This window comes from Flavobacterium piscinae, assembly GCF_004122145.1.
Lineage (GTDB): Bacteria > Bacteroidota > Bacteroidia > Flavobacteriales > Flavobacteriaceae > Flavobacterium > Flavobacterium piscinae.
The window spans coordinates 42037-62925 of record NZ_SBKQ01000013.1 but is presented as its reverse complement, the minus strand read 5'-3'; the positions used below and the strand labels follow the sequence as shown (position 1 = coordinate 62925).

General features: G+C 34.9%; 19 protein-coding genes. 10 read left to right on the top strand and 9 right to left on the bottom strand.

The features are described 5' to 3' along the window. Window positions 1–72: 72 nt before the first annotated feature. The 8 genes from EQG68_RS12475 to EQG68_RS12440 form a co-directional block, all read right to left on the bottom strand. Window positions 73–1116 (bottom strand): FAD:protein FMN transferase, encoded by a 1044-nt coding sequence (locus EQG68_RS12475; RefSeq protein ID WP_317125524.1) that lies wholly within the window; start codon window positions 1114–1116, stop codon window positions 73–75. Continuing rightward, window positions 1070–1435, bottom strand: coding sequence for a Na(+)-translocating NADH-quinone reductase subunit F (locus EQG68_RS12470; RefSeq protein WP_129465220.1), 366 nt, complete (start codon window positions 1433–1435; stop codon window positions 1070–1072). Before EQG68_RS12470 ends, EQG68_RS12475 begins: the two co-directional genes overlap by 47 nt. Window positions 1436–1600: 165 nt before the next feature. Then, window positions 1601–2896, bottom strand: coding sequence for an NADH:ubiquinone reductase (Na(+)-transporting) subunit F (nqrF, locus tag EQG68_RS12465; protein ID WP_129465219.1), 1296 nt, complete (start codon window positions 2894–2896; stop codon window positions 1601–1603). A 16-nt stretch (window positions 2897–2912) separates the two neighbouring features. After that, window positions 2913–3530: an NADH:ubiquinone reductase (Na(+)-transporting) subunit E gene (gene nqrE, locus EQG68_RS12460; RefSeq protein ID WP_129465218.1), complete on the bottom strand. Its 618-nt coding sequence runs from the start codon at window positions 3528–3530 to the stop codon at window positions 2913–2915. A 31-nt stretch (window positions 3531–3561) separates the two neighbouring features. Next, complete coding sequence (locus EQG68_RS12455; protein WP_129465217.1) at window positions 3562–4236, bottom strand: NADH:ubiquinone reductase (Na(+)-transporting) subunit D; 675 nt, start codon at window positions 4234–4236, stop codon at window positions 3562–3564. A gap of 5 nt (window positions 4237–4241) precedes the next feature. Further along, window positions 4242–4961, bottom strand: coding sequence for a Na(+)-translocating NADH-quinone reductase subunit C (locus EQG68_RS12450; protein ID WP_129465216.1), 720 nt, complete (start codon window positions 4959–4961; stop codon window positions 4242–4244). Between the two features lie 2 nt (window positions 4962–4963). After that, entirely contained in the window at window positions 4964–6115 is a 1152-nt protein-coding gene (locus tag EQG68_RS12445; RefSeq protein WP_129465215.1) for an NADH:ubiquinone reductase (Na(+)-transporting) subunit B, read from the bottom strand. Window positions 6116–6126: 11 nt separating this feature from the next. Further along, window positions 6127–7476 (bottom strand): Na(+)-translocating NADH-quinone reductase subunit A, encoded by a 1350-nt coding sequence (locus EQG68_RS12440; RefSeq protein ID WP_129465214.1) that lies wholly within the window; start codon window positions 7474–7476, stop codon window positions 6127–6129. Window positions 7477–7854: 378 nt separating this feature from the next. On the opposite strand from EQG68_RS12440, the gene EQG68_RS12435 reads away from it, so the two are divergent. From EQG68_RS12435 to EQG68_RS12415, 5 genes are all read left to right on the top strand, one after another. After that, the gene (locus EQG68_RS12435) at window positions 7855–9105 is read left to right on the top strand and encodes a type IX secretion system plug protein (protein WP_129465213.1); all 1251 of its coding nucleotides are present in this window, start codon (window positions 7855–7857) and stop codon (window positions 9103–9105) included. 3 nt (window positions 9106–9108) lie between these two features. Continuing rightward, complete coding sequence (locus tag EQG68_RS12430) at window positions 9109–10236, top strand: DUF3667 domain-containing protein (protein ID WP_129465212.1); 1128 nt, start codon at window positions 9109–9111, stop codon at window positions 10234–10236. 3 nt (window positions 10237–10239) lie between these two features. After that, window positions 10240–10626: a Co2+/Mg2+ efflux protein ApaG gene (gene apaG / locus EQG68_RS12425; RefSeq protein WP_129465211.1), complete on the top strand. Its 387-nt coding sequence runs from the start codon at window positions 10240–10242 to the stop codon at window positions 10624–10626. Window positions 10627–10921: 295 nt separating this feature from the next. Further along, window positions 10922–12547, top strand: coding sequence for an L-glutamate gamma-semialdehyde dehydrogenase (gene pruA / locus EQG68_RS12420; RefSeq protein WP_129465210.1), 1626 nt, complete (start codon window positions 10922–10924; stop codon window positions 12545–12547). Window positions 12548–12654: 107 nt separating this feature from the next. Further along, a complete protein-coding gene (locus EQG68_RS12415) occupies window positions 12655–14928 on the top strand; it encodes a T9SS type A sorting domain-containing protein (protein WP_129465209.1) in 2274 nt (757 codons plus the stop codon). Between the two features lie 51 nt (window positions 14929–14979). On the opposite strand, the gene rsmG is transcribed toward EQG68_RS12415, so the two are convergent. Beyond that, window positions 14980–15609 carry a 16S rRNA (guanine(527)-N(7))-methyltransferase RsmG gene (gene rsmG, locus EQG68_RS12410; protein WP_129465208.1) on the bottom strand — a complete coding sequence of 210 codons (630 nt, stop codon included), beginning with the start codon at window positions 15607–15609 and terminating at the stop codon, window positions 14980–14982. Between the two features lie 108 nt (window positions 15610–15717). Between rsmG and EQG68_RS12405 the strand changes: the two genes are divergently transcribed. The 5 genes from EQG68_RS12405 to EQG68_RS12385 all read left to right on the top strand — a co-directional run bounded on the left by EQG68_RS12405 (window position 15718) and on the right by EQG68_RS12385 (window position 20828). Next, complete coding sequence (locus EQG68_RS12405; RefSeq protein WP_129465207.1) at window positions 15718–16812, top strand: fatty acid desaturase family protein; 1095 nt, start codon at window positions 15718–15720, stop codon at window positions 16810–16812. 37 nt (window positions 16813–16849) lie between these two features. Beyond that, on the top strand, window positions 16850–18034 hold the full coding sequence (locus EQG68_RS12400; RefSeq protein ID WP_129465206.1) for a pyridoxal phosphate-dependent aminotransferase: 1185 nt from the start codon (window positions 16850–16852) through the stop codon (window positions 18032–18034). Between the two features lie 213 nt (window positions 18035–18247). Continuing rightward, entirely contained in the window at window positions 18248–19417 is a 1170-nt protein-coding gene (gene purT, locus EQG68_RS12395; RefSeq protein ID WP_129465205.1) for a formate-dependent phosphoribosylglycinamide formyltransferase, read from the top strand. Further along, window positions 19417–19992 carry a Crp/Fnr family transcriptional regulator gene (locus tag EQG68_RS12390; RefSeq protein ID WP_129465204.1) on the top strand — a complete coding sequence of 192 codons (576 nt, stop codon included), beginning with the start codon at window positions 19417–19419 and terminating at the stop codon, window positions 19990–19992. The genes purT and EQG68_RS12390 overlap by 1 nt, the downstream gene beginning before the upstream one ends. Before the next feature lie 122 nt (window positions 19993–20114). Then, window positions 20115–20828, top strand: a complete 714-nt coding sequence (locus tag EQG68_RS12385; protein ID WP_129465203.1) for a pirin family protein — start codon at window positions 20115–20117, stop codon at window positions 20826–20828. The last annotated feature ends 61 nt before the right edge of the window (window positions 20829–20889 follow it).

Sequence of the window (20889 nt, the reverse complement as noted above, 5' to 3'; positions counted from 1 at the left end):
TAAATCTAAAGCTATAACTCTAAATGTTAAAACTTATTATATTTTCTTTAACGAAAAAACCTACTTTTAGAATCATTCTAAAACAAGTGACTGAAAATTGGCTGATTTGAATTGTTGAATTGCATTATTCTCATCCGTATAAATTAATAGAACATAAAGATCATTTCTATTTTTCAATATCTTTTTTATGTTTTCAAAATCCATGATCATAAAAGCAGTAGCATAGCCATCAGCATCAATACACCTTGGTGCTAAAACTGTAGCACTCAACAAGGCACTTTTTTGAGAAAGACCTATTTTGGGATTAATGATGTGTACATACTTTTGTCCGGTTATGCTATCAAACTTGACCTTTCTGTAATTACCCGATGTTGCCATTCCTAAATTTTCTAATTTAATTTTGGCAATTAAGGTTCTTTCCTCTGGTTTTTGAGTTGGATCATCAATACCAACAATCCAATTTTTATTTTCTACTATATTTCTCCCAAAAGCAAAAATTTCTCCTCCAATTTCTACAATACCATTTTTAATTCCTTTGGATTTTAAGAAATTTACAACTACATCTACAGAATAGCCTTGTGCAATAGCATTGAAGTCAAAATACGTCGCTCTGAATTTTTTTGAAATAGTTCGATCTTTATTTAATTGAACTTTATCAAATCCAACAAACTGTAATAAACTATCTATTTTTGATGGATTCAAATCGAATTTTCCTTGGTTGGGACCAAATCCATAAGCATTCACCAAAACACCGATAGTTGGATCGAAAAGTCCATCAGTTTCTTGGTAAATTTTTTGAGAGGTTTTGAATGTCTCTACAAAAAAATCATCCACCACCATTGTTGAATCACCTAGGTTTATTTTAGAAATTTTAGAATCAGTTCGATAAGTTGAAAGTGAATAATCAAATGCAAGTAAAAGAGAATCTATACTTTGTTTATTGATTACTTCACTTGTACTGCAATATTTTAATGCATAAGTGCTTCCTTGTGCTTCCCCTTGAATAACAAAAAGTCTATCTTTTTCTTTAGTTTGACAGGAAAAAAAGAAGAACATAAATACACATAAACTAAGAAATTTCTTTGATTCCATTAAAATTAATAATATAGTCTTCATTTTTAAAAATTGGCTTTTCATAATCAACTGCATTTGCAATTCCAACTCCGGCATAAAGCACTTTTGCTTTAAGTTTTTGTGCATGTTTTTTGAACGTTTCCATCCAAAGAACATCATAATCTTCCGGATTGTCCGGATAATTATAAACCGTTACTAAAACAAAATGCAATGTGTTAGTAGGTTTATCAACACACACAAACTGAGGATGTCGTTTTAACTGACTGTTGACTGCAATAAACTCAAAACCTTGCTTTTCGAGTTCCTTTCCCACATAATTCATCGCCACATTGTGGAGTTCTTGATTTGATAAAATTTCCATAAGACAAAGGTATATAGATTTATGAAAAGCGAATCCTAATTAAATCAAAAAAGAAGACTGAAACAATGAAAAAACCATTAAATTATTAAGAAAATCAAGCTGTAACGCTTAATAAAACTTAACAATTTAATGGTTTAAAATTTTATCTTTTAGTAAGATAAATAATTATCCTCCGAAATCGTCGAATCTTATATTTTCAGGATCTAAACCGAAATCTTCACCCATTTTTTGAACAGCATTGTTCATCATTGGTGGACCACAGAAATACAATTCAATATCTTCCGGGTTTTCGTGTGTAGATAAATAATTATCGATTACTACATTATGAATAAACCCTACAAAACCATCACCTTCTCCATTTATTCCGTCTTTTACTTTCCAATTATCTTCCGGAAGTGGTTCTGAAAGAGCTAAATAAAATTTGAAGTTAGGAAAATCTTTTTCTAACGCTCTAAAATGGTCAGTATAGAACAATTCACGTTTAGAACGTCCACCATACCAGTAAGTAACTTTTCTACCTGTTTTTACAGTTCTGAAAAGGTGATATAAATGTGAACGCATCGGAGCCATTCCGGCACCACCACCAACGTATAACATTTCTGCTTCAGACTCGTTGATAAAGAATTCACCATAAGGACCTGAAACTACAACAGGATCTCCTGCTTTTTTAGAGAAAATATAAGACGATGCTACACCTGGATTAACTTTTGCCCAACCATTGATATTTCTGTCCCATGGTGGCGTAGCAATCCTAACATTTAGCATAATTTTTCTACCTTCAGCAGGATAAGAAGCCATTGAGTAGGCTCTTTCAACAAGCTCATCATTTTTCATTACTAATGGCCAAAGATTGAATTTGTCCCATTCAGCTTTAAATTTTTCCGGCTCTCCTGGGTGTTCAACCGGATGAGCAGTAATATCGATATCGGTATATTTAACTTCACATTTAGGAATCTCAATTTGAATATAACCTCCGGCTTCATAATGCATATCCTCAGGCAATTCAACAATAAATTCTTTGATAAATGAAGCTACATTGTAGTTTGAATAAACTTTAGCCTCAAATTTTTTAATACCGAAAACTTCCTCGGGCACTTCGATAACCATATCGTTTTTCACTTTTACCTGACAGCCTAATCGCCAACCCTCAGCGATTTCTTTTCTGGTAAAATGTGGTTCTTCAGTCGGAAGAATTGAACCTCCTCCGTTTGTAACGATACATTTACATTGAATACAAGTTCCACCACCACCACATGCAGAAGGTAAGAAAATCTTGCTGTTCCCTAATGTTGATAGTAATGTATTTCCTGATTCAACTTCAATTTCGTTTTCTCCGTTGATTTTAATCTTAACTGGACCTGATGGTAATAATTTTGCTTTAGCACCTAAAAGCATACTTACTAATAGAAAGACTATAATAAGAAAAACTACTACACTGGCTATAATAACTGAATACTCCATTTTTATCTGTGTAAAATTATATTTTAATTCCCATAAAACTCATAAACGCAATTGCCATCAAACCTGTGATAAGGAAAGTAATTCCTAATCCGCGTAATGGAGCCGGCACGTGTGAATAAGCGATTTTTTCTCTAATTGCTGCAATAGCTAAAATAGCAAGAAACCATCCAATACCTGAACCTAAACCATAGGTTATAGCCTCAGAAATTCCATTAAAAGCCTTTTGTTGCATAAACAAAGATCCTCCCAAGATAGCACAGTTTACAGCAATTAACGGAAGGAAAATACCTAATGCACCATAAAGAGCAGGTGCAAATTTTTCAACTACCATTTCAACTAATTGCACCATTGATGCAATTACGGCAATAAACATAATGAAACTTAGGAAACTTAGGTCTAAAGTCGCATAATCTTCTCCTAACCATTTTAGAGCTCCGGCTTGTAGAAGATAATTATCCAATAAATAATTTATAGGAACTGTAATTGCTAAAACGAAAATAACTGCTACACCTAATCCAACGGCTGTTTTTACCGTTTTTGATACCGCTAAGTAGGAACACATTCCTAAGAAGTAGGCAAAAATCATATTTTCAATGAAAATACTTTTTACAAATAAACTAGCTAATTCTTGCATGGTTATAATTTTTTAAATAGCGAGGCTATGATTAGTGTTTTTCAATTAATTTTCTGTTTTTTGATCGTTGTAACCAAATGATAATTCCAACTACAATTAACGCCATTGGTGACAACAACATTAAACCGTTATTTTCATAACCCCACGCATACAATCCGGTAGATTCAGCTAATGTTGCACCTTTATGTCCTAATACTTCTATTCCGAAAAGTTTTCCGGAACCAAACAATTCTCTAAAAAATGCTACAACTACCAATAATAGTCCATAGCCTGCACCATTACCAACGCCATCTAAAAATGATTTCCAAGGACCATTGGCAAGAGCAAAAGCTTCCAAACGTCCCATTACAATACAATTCGTAATAATTAAACCTACGAATACGGAAAGTTGTTTACTGACATCATATGAGTATGCTTTTAACACTTGGTCTACTAAAATTACCAATGCAGCCACTACAACTAACTGAACAATAATACGAATTCGGTTAGGAATTAAATTTCTTAATAATGAAATAATTACGTTACTGGCAGCAGTTACTACAACTACTGACATAGCCATAACTAAAGCAGGTTTTAATTGAACTGTAATTGCTAAAGCGGAACAAACACCAAGTACTTGAACCGTAATTGGATTGTTGTCATTTAAAGGATCAGACAACAATAATCTATTTTTCTTTGAGAACAAAGCTTCTTTTTCTTCTGACATAATTTCTATTTATTTAACGCTAATTTTTTCTGATTAGCAAAATAATTTTTATAGTTTGATAGTCTCTCTTTAATCATGTTAGTTACTCCATCACCAGTAATAGTTGCTCCTGAAATTGCATCTACTTTATTGTCTTCTTTGGATGGATCGGTATTTCCTTTTGCTACAGCAACACCAACAATTTCACCTGATTGATTCAGGATTTTTTCGCCTACAAAGCGATCTTGAAACCATTTTTGTGTAATCTCTGCTCCTAACCCAGGTGTTTCTCCTTTGTGGTCAAATACGGTTCCTTTAATTGTATTTAAATCTTCTTCCAAGGCAACATAACCCCAAATGGCATCCCATAAACCAGCTCCTCTTAAAGGAACAATATAGAATTTTTTTCCATCTTGTTCTGCTACATAAAGAGGGAAACGTTGGTCTTCCACTTTTTTAGAAAGTTCATTTTTTAAATCAATTTCAAAAGCCTTTGTGGTTTCATCTACAGAACCATCAATTTTTAAAGCCAATTGTTCTTTAATAACTGATGTAAACTGACTAGGAGCTTGTTCTCTTTCAACAACTACTCCAACAGAGGCTAAAATGTTCTGCATTTTTTCTTTCTTTACATTCTCATCTTGCAAATCTTTTAGTGATGTTGCAGCAAAAGCTAGTAATGCTCCAACAACAATAACCATAATTGCAGCAAATAAAAATGTATATCCGTTACTATTTCTATCCATGATTAAGCAGTTTTTAATTGTTTAGCAACTCTATTCTTTCTTCTTTTGATATTTCCTTCCACCACATAATGATCAATGGTTGGTGCAAAAACATTTAGTAATAAAATAGCAAGCATTACTCCCTCAGGATATGCCGGATTGAAAACCCTTATTAATATACTAAATAAACCAATTAAAAAACCGTAAATCCATTTTCCTCTATTGGTTTGTGCAGCAGAAACGGGATCGGTTGCCATAAATACAATACCAAATGCCAATCCACCTACCAAAAGATGATTCATCCCAAAATCCATCAATGCACTTGCTCCCCACAATTCGAATAAAAAGGCAGTAAATGCGGCTCCTAAGAACCCGCTGACAATAATTCTCCAACTTCCAACACCAGTGATTACTAGGATAGCTGCACCTACCAAAATCCAAAGTACGGATGTTTCAGAGATGGAACCCGGTATTGTTCCAGCAAACATACTCCAAGCATCATAACCGGCTTCCTTACCGGCAGCTAATTTTCCTAATATCGTTTCGCCAGAAATGGCATCCATGGTCGTTGCATCAGAAACCCACACTTTGTCACCGGACATATAGGTTGGATAAGCAAAGAATGCAAACGCTCTAGCTGTTAAAGCTGGATTTAAGATATTCATTCCTGTTCCACCAAAAGCTTCTTTACCAATAATTACGGCAAAAATTACAGACAATGCCAACATCCATAAAGGTAAATCAATAGGCATAATCATAGGGATTAAAAGTCCGGTTACTAAATAACCTTCGTTTACTTCATGCCCTCTAACGATTGCAAAATAAAATTCAATTCCCAAACCTACACCATAAGAAACGGCAATCATTGGCAAAACTTTCCAAGCTCCGTGAATTAAAGCATCCATAAATGGAACCACATCCTGAATTTGTGATAAACTTTGGTAACCCGCATTCCATATACCAAAAATCAATGCCGGAAGCAATGCTAAAACTACAGTGATCATGGTTCGCTTTAAATCAACAGCATCTCTAATGTGTGCTCCGTGTTTTGTAGTATGGTTAGGCACATACAAAAACGTATCTAACGCATTAACAGCGGGAGCGAATTTTTCAAATTTCTCACCTTTCCCAAAAGGCTTTTTAATTTGATCTATTTTATCTCTTAAAAACTTCATAGCTATATTTTTTATCCTACTTCGTTAATCATTAAATCTAAAGCCTCTCTGATAATAACTTGTGCTTCTAATTTAGAAGTATTTGAATAGTCTACCAAGGCAAAATCCTCAGGAGCTACTTCATAAATTCCTAAATTTTCCATTTTTTCGATATCATTCGCCAAACAAGCTTTTAAAAGTTGCATTGGATATATATCCATTGGCATTACTTTTTCCATTTCTCCCGTTACAACTAATGCTCTTTCTTCACCATTTAAATTAGTATCTGGCGTATATTTTTTACCTGGCATCAACCACGATAATGCAGTGCGTTGCATACTGTGTTTATTTGCTCCGGCAAAAGGCATCCAACCAAACATTCGATATTGATTTCCTTCCGGTATAACCGTTACTGTGTTTGCATAATAGCTTAAATTACCACTTAGAGCAACTTTATTTCCTGTTAATACATCCCCGGAAATAATTCTAACATTATCCGAAGCTAGTTTTCCGGAAACAATATCTTTGATTTGAGCACCTACTTTAACAGTGTAGTATTGTGGATTTGAAACTTCTGAACCGGACAAAGCAATAGTTCTGGAAGCTTCAAATTTTCCGGTTAAAAACAACTCACCAATAATCGCAACATCTTGAGGTGAAACAACCCAAACTCTTTCTCCGGCATTAACAGGATCTATTTTTGAAATTTGAACACCAACATTACCTGCCGGATGTGGTCCGAAAACTTTGTGTAATTCTACTCCGGAAACTGAATTGAAAATTGAATTTACTTTTCCATTTACCGAAAGATGTACTTTACCTTTGGTTAGTTTGGATAGAGCATCAACACCTGTTTGAAAGGCTGAAACTTTATCTTTTAATACTACCTCTACATCAGCAGACAAAGGTGCAGAACTATAAGCCGAGATAAAAATAGCTTTTGGAATTTCAGCAGAATTAGCCACTACATCATAAGGACGCTGTTTGATAAAAGGCCAACAACCGGAAGCCAGTAAATGAGCTTTCACTTGCTCATCTGACATTGCCTTTGGGTCTTTCTTTCCATGCTCAACAAAAGTATCTTGTGCATCAGCTTGAATTTTGATTTCAAGAATAACCCTTTTTTCGCCTCTAATGATTTCGATAATTTTTCCGCTTACAGGAGAAACAAACTTGACAGCTTCGTCGTTTTTGGAATAAAAAACCACCTCTCCTGCTTTAACTTCGGCTCCTTCTTTAACCACCAACTTCGGTGTAACTTTATGAAAGTCAGAAGGTTTAATGGAATAAACCTGAGAACGTGATACGGAAGACACATTTGCTTGTGCTTCTCCTACAAGTTTCAAATCTAATCCTTTCTTGATTCGAATGTCTTTGGACATATTGTATGAAGATATGATTAGTAAATAGTTTACATAATTTTAAACGGTGCAAATTTAAAAATTAAATAGCAAAAGAAGTACATGATTAACAAATGTCTAATCGATTTTTATTTATTTATATTGATTCTAAATAACTGTTTGTTTTCTATTCAAAATACGTCAGTTTTTTTTAAATAATTTATAACTTTTGATAGAACCTTTAACTTTTTGTTTTTATCTTGATTGTTAAATGAAAACTATAACTTTTTGCATTACGAAGGCATATTAAATGTTGAGCTAATTAATCCAAAAACATTGATTATTCATTTATAAAATGATGATGCTCTTTTAAGTATTCAAATTAAATAGTATATTTACCTTTTGATTAAAAATTTTCTCATGAGAAACCTTTTTTTATTAGTTTTTTGTTTCATTGGTAGTTTTACTTTGGCTCAAGTCGAACAAGAAATTGCTCCACCTTATAATATTAAAACTGCCACTTTTATTCAAAACAACATTAATGCAATTCCAATTTTTCGATTGGGAGATTCATTTCAATTTGTTTTTGATGATTTATATGGTGATGAAGCAAATTATTATTACACGATTACACATTGTGATTACAATTGGACAAAATCGCAACTTAATCTTAATGAATATTTAGTTGGTTTAGATAACCAACGAATTATCGATTATGAAAATTCATTTAACACACTCCAGCTATATTCTCATTACCGCATTTCTTTTCCTAATCAATTTACAAAGGGATTCAAAGTAAGTGGAAACTATGTGTTAAAAATTTTTAACAACAGTCAAGAATTGGTTTTTTCAAGAAAATTTATTTTGTATGAAGATTTAGTTTCTGTGCCAATGCAAGTAAGAAGTGCTCGTGATGTAAGAGTATTGAATCAAAAGCACAATTTAGAGTTTTCTATTTTACCCAATAACATGCTGTTGCAAAATCCGATTCAAAATATAAAAATTATGTTATTGAAAAACGGCATTTGGAACACTGCCATTACTAATGTGAAACCAATGTTTACATTAGGAAACGATCTAATTTATAAATACGATAAAGAAACCCAATTTTGGGCCGGAAACGAATTCTTATTTTATGAAAACAAAGATATCCGAAATGCAGTAAATAATGTTCGTTATATTGAACTCAAAGGGATTTACAATACCTACTTAATGCCAAATTCAACAAGAGGAAATCTAGAATATACTTTTTTTCCTGACTATAATGGAAATTTTCTCATCAACAATGTAGCCGCCAGAGAAAATGTGGATGTAGAAGCTGATTATTCATGGGTGTTTTTCACATTAAGTGCACCCACTTATTATGGTAAAAAAGACATTTATGTTACAGGTATGTTTAATAATTATGCCTTAACACCTGAATACAAAATGGATTATAATAAAGAAAAGGGAGTGTATGAAAAAGCCATGATTATTAAACAAGGTTTTACAAATTACGAATACACATTAGCCGATTCAAATGGCCGAGTAGATTTCGAAAACGCGTTAGACGGTAACTTTTTTCAAACAGAAAACAATTATTTTTGTGTTGTATATTACCGTGCCAACAACGACCGTTTTGACCGCGTAATTGGAAAAGGAATGGCCAGTTCAGTTGATATTATAAAGTAATGTATGTCTGAATCTACAAGAGAAATTAAAAATTATCGCGGATTAAAATGTTTAAATTGTAATCACCCGTTAGACATTTCAGATAAATATTGCCCTAATTGCGGGCAAAAAAACTCTACCAAAAGACTCAGTCTGAAAGACTTTGTAGATGAATTTTTAGCTAATTTTTACGCCTATGATTCCAAGGTGAAAAACACAACAATTAAATTGTTTACTAAACCTGGAAAAGCAGCAAAAGAATTTATTGAAGGCAAAAGACAAACCTACGCCAATCCCTTTCGGTTTTATTTGAGTGTTTCTTTAATCTATTTTATTTTTAGTGGATTGGTTACAAAGTTTAGTGATGAATCAATTGTAGATTTAGACCAAACGATTATCAAAAATAGTGAAGAAAAAAAACCAGAAAAAGACTCAATCAAAACAAACAACAATCAACTTGATTTAAATGACCCAAAATCACCTGTTCAAATCAACCTTGGCAATAATGACAATAGCGAAATAAAGAAAGACACCCTAAAAAAGCAAAAATTGTATACTGAAAAACAAATAGCTGATTTAGGTTTTATTAAAAGAACGAGCCTTAAAACTCAAACCTATGCCCATTTTTTTGATCATTCAAAAACAACAAATCCTTCAAAAATTTTAGACACTCTTCAACATGAAAAGACGAAATGGAATTTGTATTTACTCAAAAAAACGTATCAATTGAAAAAATTGAACGAAGAAGATACAAGCGGCAGGAAAGGATTTAATAAATTTTTTGAATATTTGTCAGATAAAATACCTTTCATTCTTTTCATTTCTTTACCTTTTATCACTGTAATTTTTGCAATAATTTACTATCGAAAAAAATTATCTTATGCTGAACATATGGTGTTTGTGTTCAGCTTTATGACTTTCATGTTTCTTCTAATATTTGTAGAAGAGATTATCGGATTATTGACTGGCTTAGACTTAAGTTGGATTTTCTTAATTATTACACCTATTTATTTTTACAAAGCCTTAAGAAACTTTTATCAACAAAGTAGGTGGAAAACAATTTTAAAATTTGTAATTTTGAACTTTCTATTACCAACAACTGCTTCATTTGTAGCACTTTTGGTTCTATTGATAGGGTTTTTGATGTATTAAAATATGGTTTCACAAATAACAAGAGGCATAAAAATTTCTGTTACTACTAGTTTTGAAGGTACTTACTTCAAAAACTACAAGCTTCATTTTGCCTTTAGTTACCACATTACAATCGAAAACCACAGCAAAGATTCTGTTCAATTAATGTCGCGTCATTGGGAAATTTATGATTCCCTCAACCACAAAGAAATTGTTGACGGCGAAGGCGTTATTGGCAAAAAACCTGTTTTAAAACCCGGAGAAAGTCATACGTATAGTTCCGGTTGTTTATTATCATCGCCTTTTGGTGCCATGAAAGGTCATTTTAATATGATTAATTTCACCACAACACGCAATTTTAGAGTGATTGTTCCAACCTTCAAACTGGGAGCACCTTTTGCTTTAAATTAATTTTTTTTCAGAAGCTATTCCCGCTATTCGTTACAAGCTTTTTTGTCTTGAAGCGTTTTTCTAAAGTTAAAAAAAGAGCTTCTTGCAGTCGCTTTTTTTTACCAAGAAAATCTGCCTCAATCCTGCAAAAGGCTTTTCACTTCTATCGGGGCTAAAAAGCCGTACTATCATCCAAAATGTAACAACTATTACCAAAAATTCAAAAAAACCTTTGTACTTTTGTGTGCAATTATCAAATTCGCATTCAAAGAATTATAGAATTGATAAAATGTCTAATAATCAAACAACAACTCTTATGTTAAAAGGATTTTTTCACGTACCCAAAGCCATTAATGAACCTGTAAAAGCTTATGCACCAAACAGTCCTGAAAAAGCTGCTGTTTTAGCCGCTTACAAAGAAATGTGGAACACCCAAATCGATGTCCCACTATATATCGGTAGCGAAGAAATTCGTACCGGAAACACATGTAACATGTCTGCCCCACACGATCACAAACACATCGTGGGCACCTATCATTTAGCTGAAAAATCACATGTAGAAAAAGCCATCTCAAACGCTTTAGCATCCCGAAAAGCTTGGGCTGCTATGCCATGGGAACAACGTGCAGCCATTTTCTTAAAAGCAGCGGAATTGATTGCAGGTCCGTATCGAGCCAAAATCAATGCGGCTACCATGATTGCTCAATCCAAAACCATCCACCAAGCCGAAATCGATGCTTCGTGTGAATTGATTGACTTCTTACGTTACAATGTGGAATTCATGACACAAATATATAACGACCAACCTAATTCGGATTCATCTGTTTGGAATCGTGTAGAATACCGTCCGTTAGAAGGATTTGTATATGCCATCACCCCTTTCAATTTTACCGCCATTGCCGCCAATCTTCCTGCCAGTGCTGCTATGATGGGCAACGTGGTCGTTTGGAAACCAAGTGACAGCCAAGTGTTTTCAGCTAAAATCATTATTGACGTGTTCAAAGAAGCCGGTGTTCCGGATGGTGTCATCAACGTTGTTTTTGGCGATCCGGTGATGATTTCAGATACTATTTTTGACCATCCCGATTTTGCCGGAATTCATTACACCGGTTCTACCTTTGTGTTCAAAGAAATCTGGAAAAAAATCGGAACCAACATTCATAAATACAAAACCTATCCAAGAATCGTAGGTGAAACCGGCGGAAAAGATTTTGTTTTAGCTCACCCTAGTGCCAATGTAAAAAAAGTTGTTACCGGATTAATTCGTGGAGCATTTGAATTTCAAGGACAAAAATGTTCGGCCGCTTCCAGAGTTTACATTCCAAAAAGTTTATGGCCAGCCGTACATGCCGAATTAAAAGCGGAAATGGCTACCATTAAAATGGGTTCACCGGAAGATTTTTCTAATTTCTTTACCGCAGTCATTCATGAAGGCTCGTTTGATAAATTGGCTCATTTTATAGACCAAGCCAAAAAAGATAACGATGCTGAAGTAATCATCGGTGGAAACTATGATAAATCAGTAGGCTATTTTGTTGAACCTACGGTTATTTTGACTTCCAATCCAAAATATGCTACCATGGAAACCGAATTATTCGGTCCCGTTTTAACCATTTACATTTATGATGATGCAAATTGGAAAGAAACCTTAAAATTAATAGATGAAACTTCAGAATATGCTTTAACGGGAGCTGTTTTTAGCCAAGACCGCTATGCCATTACCGAAGCCACACAAGCATTAGAAAACAGTGCCGGAAATTTCTACATCAACGACAAACCAACCGGAGCAGTTGTAGGTATGCAACCGTTTGGTGGAGCAAGAGCTTCGGGAACCAATGACAAAGCGGGTTCTGCTCAAAACCTATTGCGTTGGGTTTCACCAAGAACTATCAAAGAAACGTTTGTAACACCTGAAAATTACCGTTATCCATTTTTAGGTTAATTTAATATAAATCATAAATTTGTGAAAGTCCGAATGTTAACTATTCGGACTTTTTTTTATATTTGAAGGAAAAAACAAATAAATTATCAAAAATCAATCTCTAGTCAATGAAAACAAAAATTACTCTTTTCACTTTATTTTCAATTTTATTTTCTTTTGGTCAAAAAGGAGAATATGATTTATTGAAAGACCATACGCAAACAAAGATTTTATATAATCAAGTATTTGAAATTTCTAAAATAACACAAAACAAAAAAAATGAAATTTCGGCCATGTATTTCAGACAAGTTTATCATGAAATTCAACGAGCTGATTTTTTACAACGATTGCCAAAATATGAAAGTCTGAAAAAAGAAGCCGATGAAGCTTTTTTCACCAAACAAATACCACTTTCAATTTTAATTTCTGAAGTAGAAACCATCAAACCGGAAGCTTTAGAAAACAACATTATTTCAAAAAACAACAATCAATTTGTCATAAATAATTCTGCTGTTGACGCTTTTCAAAAACATGAAATTGCATTAATGGCTCCGTTGGTTTCCAAATCAAAAAATAAAACGGTTGAATTTATTTTAAAAGATAAAAATATTTTCAACACAACATCTAAAAATATTCAAGGCGTTTTCATAAATTTTACTGATAATGATCTTTGGTTAACGGTTTCTGTAAATCAACCAATCAAAGTAGATTTTGCAACTTCCGGTGAAAAATCCATTTCTTTTAAAATTGAATTCACGGATGGTTCGTCTAAAATCATAAAATCAACTTTCGATGTTCAAGGAAGCTCAAATCTTACCCATCGAAATGGTAATGAAATCTTAGCCGAAACCATAACTGCTTCAATTCCTTATCAGGGTTTTGGAGAAAGTGCTCCGTATCTTGGTCAAGGTGAATATGAAATTTATTTAGACAACGTTGACCAAGTTTTAGACAAACCTATTTTTTTAGTGGACGGATTTGATCCGGGCGACACAAGAAATACAGATTTGATTTATTCCCTTCTAAATTATGGCGATACCAATCAAAATTTAGGTGATGTTGTTCGGAATGAAGGATTTGATATTGTAGTGCTGAATTTTCCTCAATATTCACCAACAGACGGAATTGTGATTGATGGTGGTGCCGACTTCATCCAACGAAATGCGATGATTTTAGTTGAATTAATTAATCAAATTAACGCTCAAAAGGTTGGAACAGAAAAAAATGTCGTAATCGGACCCAGTATGGGCGGACTTATTTCGCGTTATGCCTTGCGTTATATGGAGCAAAACAATTTAGAACACGATACTCGTTTATACATTTCATTTGATTCTCCGCATTTAGGAGCCAATGTTCCAATTGGTTTTCAACATCTTTTTAATTATATGGCCAATGGCCCGTTGGGCGATGTAACACTTCAAGAAATTGTAAATAGTGTTATTTCAAGTCCGGCAGCAAAACAAATGCTACTTGATCATTACAGTGGCCATTTACAATCCGGTAGTGCAACGGAATTTGATAATGCAATTCAATTACCTACAGGAGCTCCAAATTTTAGAACTGCCTTTCAAAATGAATTAAATGCAATGGGTTTCCCAACAGAAACCAGAAATGTAGCCATTAGCAACGGTAGTGCTACCGGAATGATGACAGGCACGCCTGGTATGTTTGTGTTGAACGATTATATTGTGAATGCTTCTGCAACCCAAAGAGCCCGATTCGATATTCGCTTTACGCCGCCTGCCGGGGTATCCAATCAATTGGTAAGCCGATTTAGGGCTCAGCAAAATATAATAATTTGGATTACAGTTCTAACAAGCCAAGCGAATGCTGCTTCACCGGCATCCTCGTCAGGTTTAGATTCTGCTCCGGGAGGCCTTTTTAATGTTGCTGATTTTGCGGAAGGCGGAAGTGGCAACCCAACCTTAGATGATTTTTTAGGAAATTTAGCAATAGATCGTTTTTGTTTTATTCCTACCTTGAGTTCATTAGCCATTACCAATCCAAACTGGTATGCAACTGTAGACGATACATCAATTACACCTTTTGCAGCAACCTATGTTCCAACTGAAAACGAAGGCCATGTAACCTTGTCAGAAGGAAATGTTGAATTTGCTTTGGAGGAAATTCTAAACGAACCACTTTCAATAGAACAACCTATTTTAACTGAAAATATTGTCATTAAAAACCCAATTAAAAATACGATTGAAATATACAGTTCTAACATGATTTCCAACGCAAACATTTCGATTGTTGATGCTTCAGGCAAAAAAGTTTTCAGTCAAAATAACATTTCTTTTGAAGGAAACCATCAATTGGATGTCAATTTATCGTACGGATTTTACTTAATTAAAATTGAATCTACTGAAAGAAGTTTTGTGCAGAAGTTGATTAAAAATTAATTTTATTCTTATAAAATCTAACCACGAATAAATTGTTTATTCGTGGTTTTTTTATGCTTTAAATTTCAACGGCAAATGAACCACTTTCTTTGTTTCAAAAAAATCTTCTGAAAAATAATCGGATAAATTGTAGAGCGTAACTTTTGGAAAATCTTTTAATTCTTCCGTTAAATCGCCTCCTTTTAAATACAAAATTCCGTTTTTCAGTTCGTGATTGTTTTGTTTTTTGATTTTGTCTTTTATCCAAGAAACAAAATCAGGCATATTAGTAACGGCTCGACTCACGATAAAATCAAAATCACCTTTTACATTTTCGGCACGCAATTGTTCTGCTTTTACATTTTTTAAACCTAAAGCAGTAGCCACTTCATTAACCACTTTGATTTTTTTGGCGATTACATCAATCAAATAAAAACGGGTTTCAGGAAACAAAATCGCCAAAGGAATTCCGGGAAAACCACCACCGGTTCCCACATCCAAAACCGTTGCCTTTGGTTGAAATTCCATCACTTTGGCTATACCTAATGAATGTAATACGTGTTTTACATACAATTCATCAATATCTTTTCGAGAAATCACGTTAATTTTGGCATTCCATTCGGGATATAATTCGCCTAATTTTTTGAACTGAATGATTTGATTTTCAGATAAATTAGGAAAATACTTCAAAATTTCTTCCATATTGTGCTATTTTTAACAAAAGTAAACAATTTGGTGTTGAAATTTTATCAATAGTTACACGTTATGAAATAGATTAATACTTAACTTTGAAAAAATTTTTTTAATTACATGAATACCACAATTCCAACTTTTTCTAAACAAGACAATCTTAAGTTTTTTAGAACCCTAAACAGTCGAGTAAACAATTACTTCAAAGAAAATAACCTTCAAAAAACCGGAAACTGGAAACTTCACTTGAAAACCATTGTGATGTTTACTATTTTCTTAACTCCATACTTCTTCCTTTTGGCAATGGATATGCCTTTCTGGGCATATTTATTACTAAACGTAGTAATTGGCGTTGGAATGGCAGGTGTTGGAATGAACGTGATGCACGATGGTAATCACGGTTCTTATTCCAACAAACCTTGGTTGAATAAATTCATGGGTGGAAGCATCTATATTCTAGCCGGAAACGTATACAATTGGCAAGTACAACACAATGTTTTACATCATACGTACACCAATATTGTTGGTCATGATGAAGATTTGGATGCCGGAAGAATTATTCGCTTTTCAAAACAAGCGGAATGGAAATACTTCCATAAATTTCAACATTATTATTCAGTTTTCTTATATGGTTTATTGACTTTTAATTGGGCTATCACGACCGATTTTAAACAAATGAGAGCTTATTTAAAACGTAAATTATCGTATGGAGAACCAAAAAGTCCTAAGATTTTATGGACAACCTTGATTATTACCAAAGTAATCTATTTTTCCATTTGGTTAGTTATTCCTATGGTATTGGGTATTACATGGTGGAAAGTTTTACTAGGATTTGCAGTGATGCATTATACAGCGGGTTTAATTTTAAGCATCGTTTTTCAATTGGCTCACGTGGTGGAAGAAACAACCAATCCTATTCCGGATGAAAACGGGGAAATGGAAAACACTTGGGCTATCCACCAATTATTCACCACCGCAAATTTTGCACCAAAAAATTGGATTGTAAATTGGTACACCGGTGGTTTAAATCACCAAATTGAACACCATATTTTTCCACACATCAGCCATATTCATTACGGTAAAATTGCGGAAATTGTGAGAGAAACTGCCAAAGAATGCAATTTGCCTTATCATGAATTCAAAACCATGAGGTCTGCAGTTATTGCTCACTTTAAGCATTTAAAAGAGTTGGGACAAGAACCGCAATTGGCTTAGGTTATTTTTACATTTAAACATACAAAACACAACTAAAATGAATTCGTTATCGGATAGAATTAATAATTTATCTACTTCACAAACTTTGGCCATGGCAGCATTGGCCAGAGAGCTAAAAGCCCAAGGAAAAGACATCATCAGTTTAAGTTTAGGCGAACCTGATTTTAACACACCTGATTTTATTAAAGAAGCGGCAAAAAAAGCTATAGACGAAAACTACAGTACCTATTCACCCGTTGATGGATATGTGGAATTAAAAGAGGCCATTTGCCGAAAATTCAAAAGAGATAATAATTTAGATTACAAACCGGCAAATATTGTCGTTTCCACCGGTGCCAAACAATCACTTTATAACATTGCTCAATGTATGTTGAATGAGGGAGACGAAGTTATTCTTCCCGCACCTTATTGGGTGAGTTATTACGAAATCATCAAAATGGCAGGAGGAATTCCGGTTGAAGTACCCACTTCTGTGGAAAGCGATTTTAAAATCACTCCAGAACAATTAGAAAAAGCCATCACACCCAAAACCAAGATGATTTGGTACAGCTCACCATGCAACCCAAGCGGTTCGGTTTACAGTCGTGAAGAATTTACAGCCATTGCTAAAGTGTTAGAAAAGTATCCAAACATTTTTGTAGTTGCGGATGAGATCTACGAACACATCAACTTTTCCGGAACTTTTTGCAGTATTGCTTCCATTCCGGGTATGTTTGAAAGAACCATCACTGTAAATGGCGTTGCCAAAGCATTTGCCATGACAGGATGGAGAATCGGATACATCGGAGCACCTGAATTTATAGCGAAAGCCTGTACCAAAATGCAAGGCCAAGTCACTTCCGGAGCGAATTCTATTGCTCAACGAGCTACGATTGCCGCAGTAGATGCCGACCCAAAAGTGCTCAATTACATGGTAGAAGCCTTTCACAAAAGAAGAGATTTAGTCGTGGGGTTAATCAAAGAAATTCCTGGACTTAAAATCAACGTTCCCGAAGGAGCTTTTTATGTTTTTCCGGATGTATCGTCCTTCTTCGGAAAGACCTTACGCGGAACCTTAATCAAAGACGCAACCGATTTTTCCATGTATTTGTTAGCCGAAGCCAACGTTGCCACCGTAACCGGAGATGCCTTTGGAAACCCGGATTGCATTCGCTTTTCTTACGCCACCAGCGAAGAATTATTGGTGGAAGCCATGCGAAGAATCAAAGAAGTTTTAGCATAAAATCTATTGAGCCTCAAGGAAACTTGGGGCTTTTTTTATAACTTTGGCGTGACCACAAGGGTCGGGCTTTTCGTTGCAAGTCCTCGCCAAAAGGTTGGTTTTTGTCGGGTTGTGCTCGGCTTCTTTGGTCGCAGGCACAACCCGCAAAAATTCAACCTTTGTGCTGCGGGCTTTCCACTTCAATCCCTCACGCAAACCCTGCTTAATTAGAATATGAAAACAAAAATCCTCCTACTCGGTTCCGGAGAACTCGGAAAAGAATTTGTCATCACTGCACAACGCATCGGCCAAACCGTAATTGCTGTAGACAGTTATGAAAGTGCTCCCGCCATGCAAGTGGCTCACGGTTTTGAAGTCATCAATATGCTAGACGGTGCGGAACTCGACCGAATTGTAGCTAAACACCAACCTGATTTTATCGTCCCCGAAATTGAAGCCATCCGAACCGAACGCTTTTATGACTACGAAAAACAAGGCATAACCGTGGTTCCCTCAGCAAAAGCAGCCAATTTCACCATGAACCGAAAAGCTATACGTGACTTGGCGGCAAAAGAATTGGGGTTACGAACAGCCAATTACCGTTATGCTACTTCAGCTAACGAATTGGTAAAAGCTGTTTCCGAGGTTGGAATTCCATGTGTCGTGAAACCATTAATGAGTTCCTCTGGAAAAGGACAATCCACTATCAAATCTACCGAAGATATAACCAAAGCTTGGAATTATGCTGTAGAAGGTTCGCGTGGCGATGTGGTGGAAGTCATTGTGGAAGCGTTTGTCAATTTTCACTCAGAAATCACGTTATTAACCGTTACACAAAACCATAATTTACCTACTTTATTCTGTGCTCCAATTGGTCACCGACAAGAACGTGGCGATTATCAGGAAAGTTGGCAACCGGCAAAAGTGTCCGAAAAAGACATTTTAGAAGCTCAAGACATGGCTCGCAAAGTGACCGAAGCTTTAGGTGGAGCCGGATTATTTGGAGTAGAATTTTTCTTAACCAATGAAGGGGTTTATTTCTCTGAATTATCACCCAGACCTCACGATACCGGAATGGTTACCCTAGCCGGAACACAAAACTTCAACGAATTTGAATTGCATTTACGAGCTGTTTTAGGTTTACCCATTGCCGAAATCACTTTGGAAAAAGCCGGAGCCAGTGCGGTAATTTTAGCTGCTGAAAATTCGAATCATCCAACCTATTTGGGAATCGAGCAAATCGCAAGTTTACCCAAAACCGATTTTAGAATTTTTGGAAAACCTACCTCAAGACCGTACAGAAGAATGGGGGTTGCTTTGGTAAATGATTCTCTAGAAACTCCAATGGAAGAAATTATTGAAAGAGCAAAAACAGCAGCAAAATTGGTAAAAGTAATGGTATAATGGTATTAATTTTAGACAACATAGCCAAAATTGTTTCCCTTACAGAAGCGGAAAAAGAATTGTTTTTGTCTAAAATTGAAACACAACCGTTCAAAGCCAAAACCATTTTGCACAATGCCGGAGAAATCTGCAAACATTCTTATTTTGTCAATTCCGGATTAGTACGAAGTTTCAACATTAATGATAATATTGTAGAGCATGTTTTGCATTTTGCTTGCGAAGGCTGGTGGATTGGCGACATGTACAGTTTACTTTCGCAAAAACCCGGTAATCTTTTTATTGAAGTGATGGAAGAGGCCGAAATTGTTCTGCTATCCAAAGAAAACCAAGAACAACTGTATTTTGACATTCCAAAATTGGAACGCTTCTTTAGAATTTTAACTGAAAATTCATTAGTTGCTCATCAAGAACGATTGATGGATAATTTAAGTTTATCTGCCGAAGAGCGATTTGATAAATTTTGCAAACGCTACCCTACGCTCATTCAACGAGTACCACAAAAACAAATTGCTTCTTATATTGGCGTTACGCCGGAGTTTTTTAGTAAAATGAAAAGTCGGATGCTAAAGAAGTAGTCAGTGTTCAGTCGCAGTTTTCAGTAAACAGTCAACCAATAACTTTCTTAATCTACATTAAGTGCTAATCCTTTACTTAGGTTGTAAATTTGTATCATCAATAACACAAAATCTTTTTAGTTATGAAAAATGCAGTTTTACACAAAGCCAACGAAAGAGGTCATGCCGACCATGGATGGTTGAATGCTTATCACAGTTTTAGTTTTGCCAATTGGTACAATCCCGATAAAGTTCAGTTTGGAGTATTGAGAGTTTTGAATGATGATACGGTTGCTCCAGGGATGGGTTTTGGTATGCATCCGCACGATAATATGGAAATCATAACCATTCCGTTAGAAGGTGATTTGGCTCACAAAGACAGTATGGGCAATGCCGAAACTATTAAATTTGGCGACGTTCAAGTGATGAGTGCCGGAACCGGAATTCGCCACAGTGAATTTAATCCAAATGCAGACCGAAGAACCAAATTGTTGCAAATTTGGTTGTTTCCAAACAAAAGAAACGTTACGCCGCGTTACCAACAAATTACGTTAAATGTTAACGACCGACACAACAAATTGCAACAAATTTTGTCACCTAAACCAGAAGATGAAGGTGTTTGGATTCATCAAGAGGCGTGGTTCAACATGGGAAAACTAGATAAAGGTTTTACCACTGAATATAACGTTAAACGCAAAGAAAACGGTGTCTATGCTTTTGTAATTTCAGGAAAAGTAACCATCAATGGCTATGCCTTAGATACCAAAGATGCATTAGGCGTTTGGGATACCGAGAAACTTGACATCCAAGTAGATGAAAATGCTGAATTACTATTAATGGATATTCCGATGGAATAATTTTGTAACTTTACCTGTCAAGTAATACCTTTTGCTTGACAGGTTTAAAAAACCTAATCAC

Bases quoted from the DNA above. Each gene is read 5' to 3' on its own strand.
- EQG68_RS12475 (WP_317125524.1), bottom strand. From the start codon at position 1,116: ATGAAGACTATATTATTAATTTTAATGGAATCAAAGAAATTTCTTAGT.
- EQG68_RS12470 (WP_129465220.1), bottom strand. From the start codon at position 1,435: ATGGAAATTTTATCAAATCAAGAACTCCACAATGTGGCGATGAATTAT.
- nqrF (WP_129465219.1), bottom strand. From the start codon at position 2,896: ATGGAGTATTCAGTTATTATAGCCAGTGTAGTAGTTTTTCTTATTATA.
- nqrE (WP_129465218.1), bottom strand. From the start codon at position 3,530: ATGCAAGAATTAGCTAGTTTATTTGTAAAAAGTATTTTCATTGAAAAT.
- EQG68_RS12455 (WP_129465217.1), bottom strand. From the start codon at position 4,236: ATGTCAGAAGAAAAAGAAGCTTTGTTCTCAAAGAAAAATAGATTATTG.
- EQG68_RS12450 (WP_129465216.1), bottom strand. From the start codon at position 4,961: ATGGATAGAAATAGTAACGGATATACATTTTTATTTGCTGCAATTATG.
- EQG68_RS12445 (WP_129465215.1), bottom strand. From the start codon at position 6,115: ATGAAGTTTTTAAGAGATAAAATAGATCAAATTAAAAAGCCTTTTGGG.
- EQG68_RS12440 (WP_129465214.1), bottom strand. From the start codon at position 7,476: ATGTCCAAAGACATTCGAATCAAGAAAGGATTAGATTTGAAACTTGTA.
- EQG68_RS12435 (WP_129465213.1), top strand. From the start codon at position 7,855: ATGAGAAACCTTTTTTTATTAGTTTTTTGTTTCATTGGTAGTTTTACT.
- EQG68_RS12430 (WP_129465212.1), top strand. From the start codon at position 9,109: ATGTCTGAATCTACAAGAGAAATTAAAAATTATCGCGGATTAAAATGT.
- apaG (WP_129465211.1), top strand. From the start codon at position 10,240: ATGGTTTCACAAATAACAAGAGGCATAAAAATTTCTGTTACTACTAGT.
- pruA (WP_129465210.1), top strand. From the start codon at position 10,922: ATGTTAAAAGGATTTTTTCACGTACCCAAAGCCATTAATGAACCTGTA.
- EQG68_RS12415 (WP_129465209.1), top strand. From the start codon at position 12,655: ATGAAAACAAAAATTACTCTTTTCACTTTATTTTCAATTTTATTTTCT.
- rsmG (WP_129465208.1), bottom strand. From the start codon at position 15,609: ATGGAAGAAATTTTGAAGTATTTTCCTAATTTATCTGAAAATCAAATC.
- EQG68_RS12405 (WP_129465207.1), top strand. From the start codon at position 15,718: ATGAATACCACAATTCCAACTTTTTCTAAACAAGACAATCTTAAGTTT.
- EQG68_RS12400 (WP_129465206.1), top strand. From the start codon at position 16,850: ATGAATTCGTTATCGGATAGAATTAATAATTTATCTACTTCACAAACT.
- purT (WP_129465205.1), top strand. From the start codon at position 18,248: ATGAAAACAAAAATCCTCCTACTCGGTTCCGGAGAACTCGGAAAAGAA.
- EQG68_RS12390 (WP_129465204.1), top strand. From the start codon at position 19,417: ATGGTATTAATTTTAGACAACATAGCCAAAATTGTTTCCCTTACAGAA.
- EQG68_RS12385 (WP_129465203.1), top strand. From the start codon at position 20,115: ATGAAAAATGCAGTTTTACACAAAGCCAACGAAAGAGGTCATGCCGAC.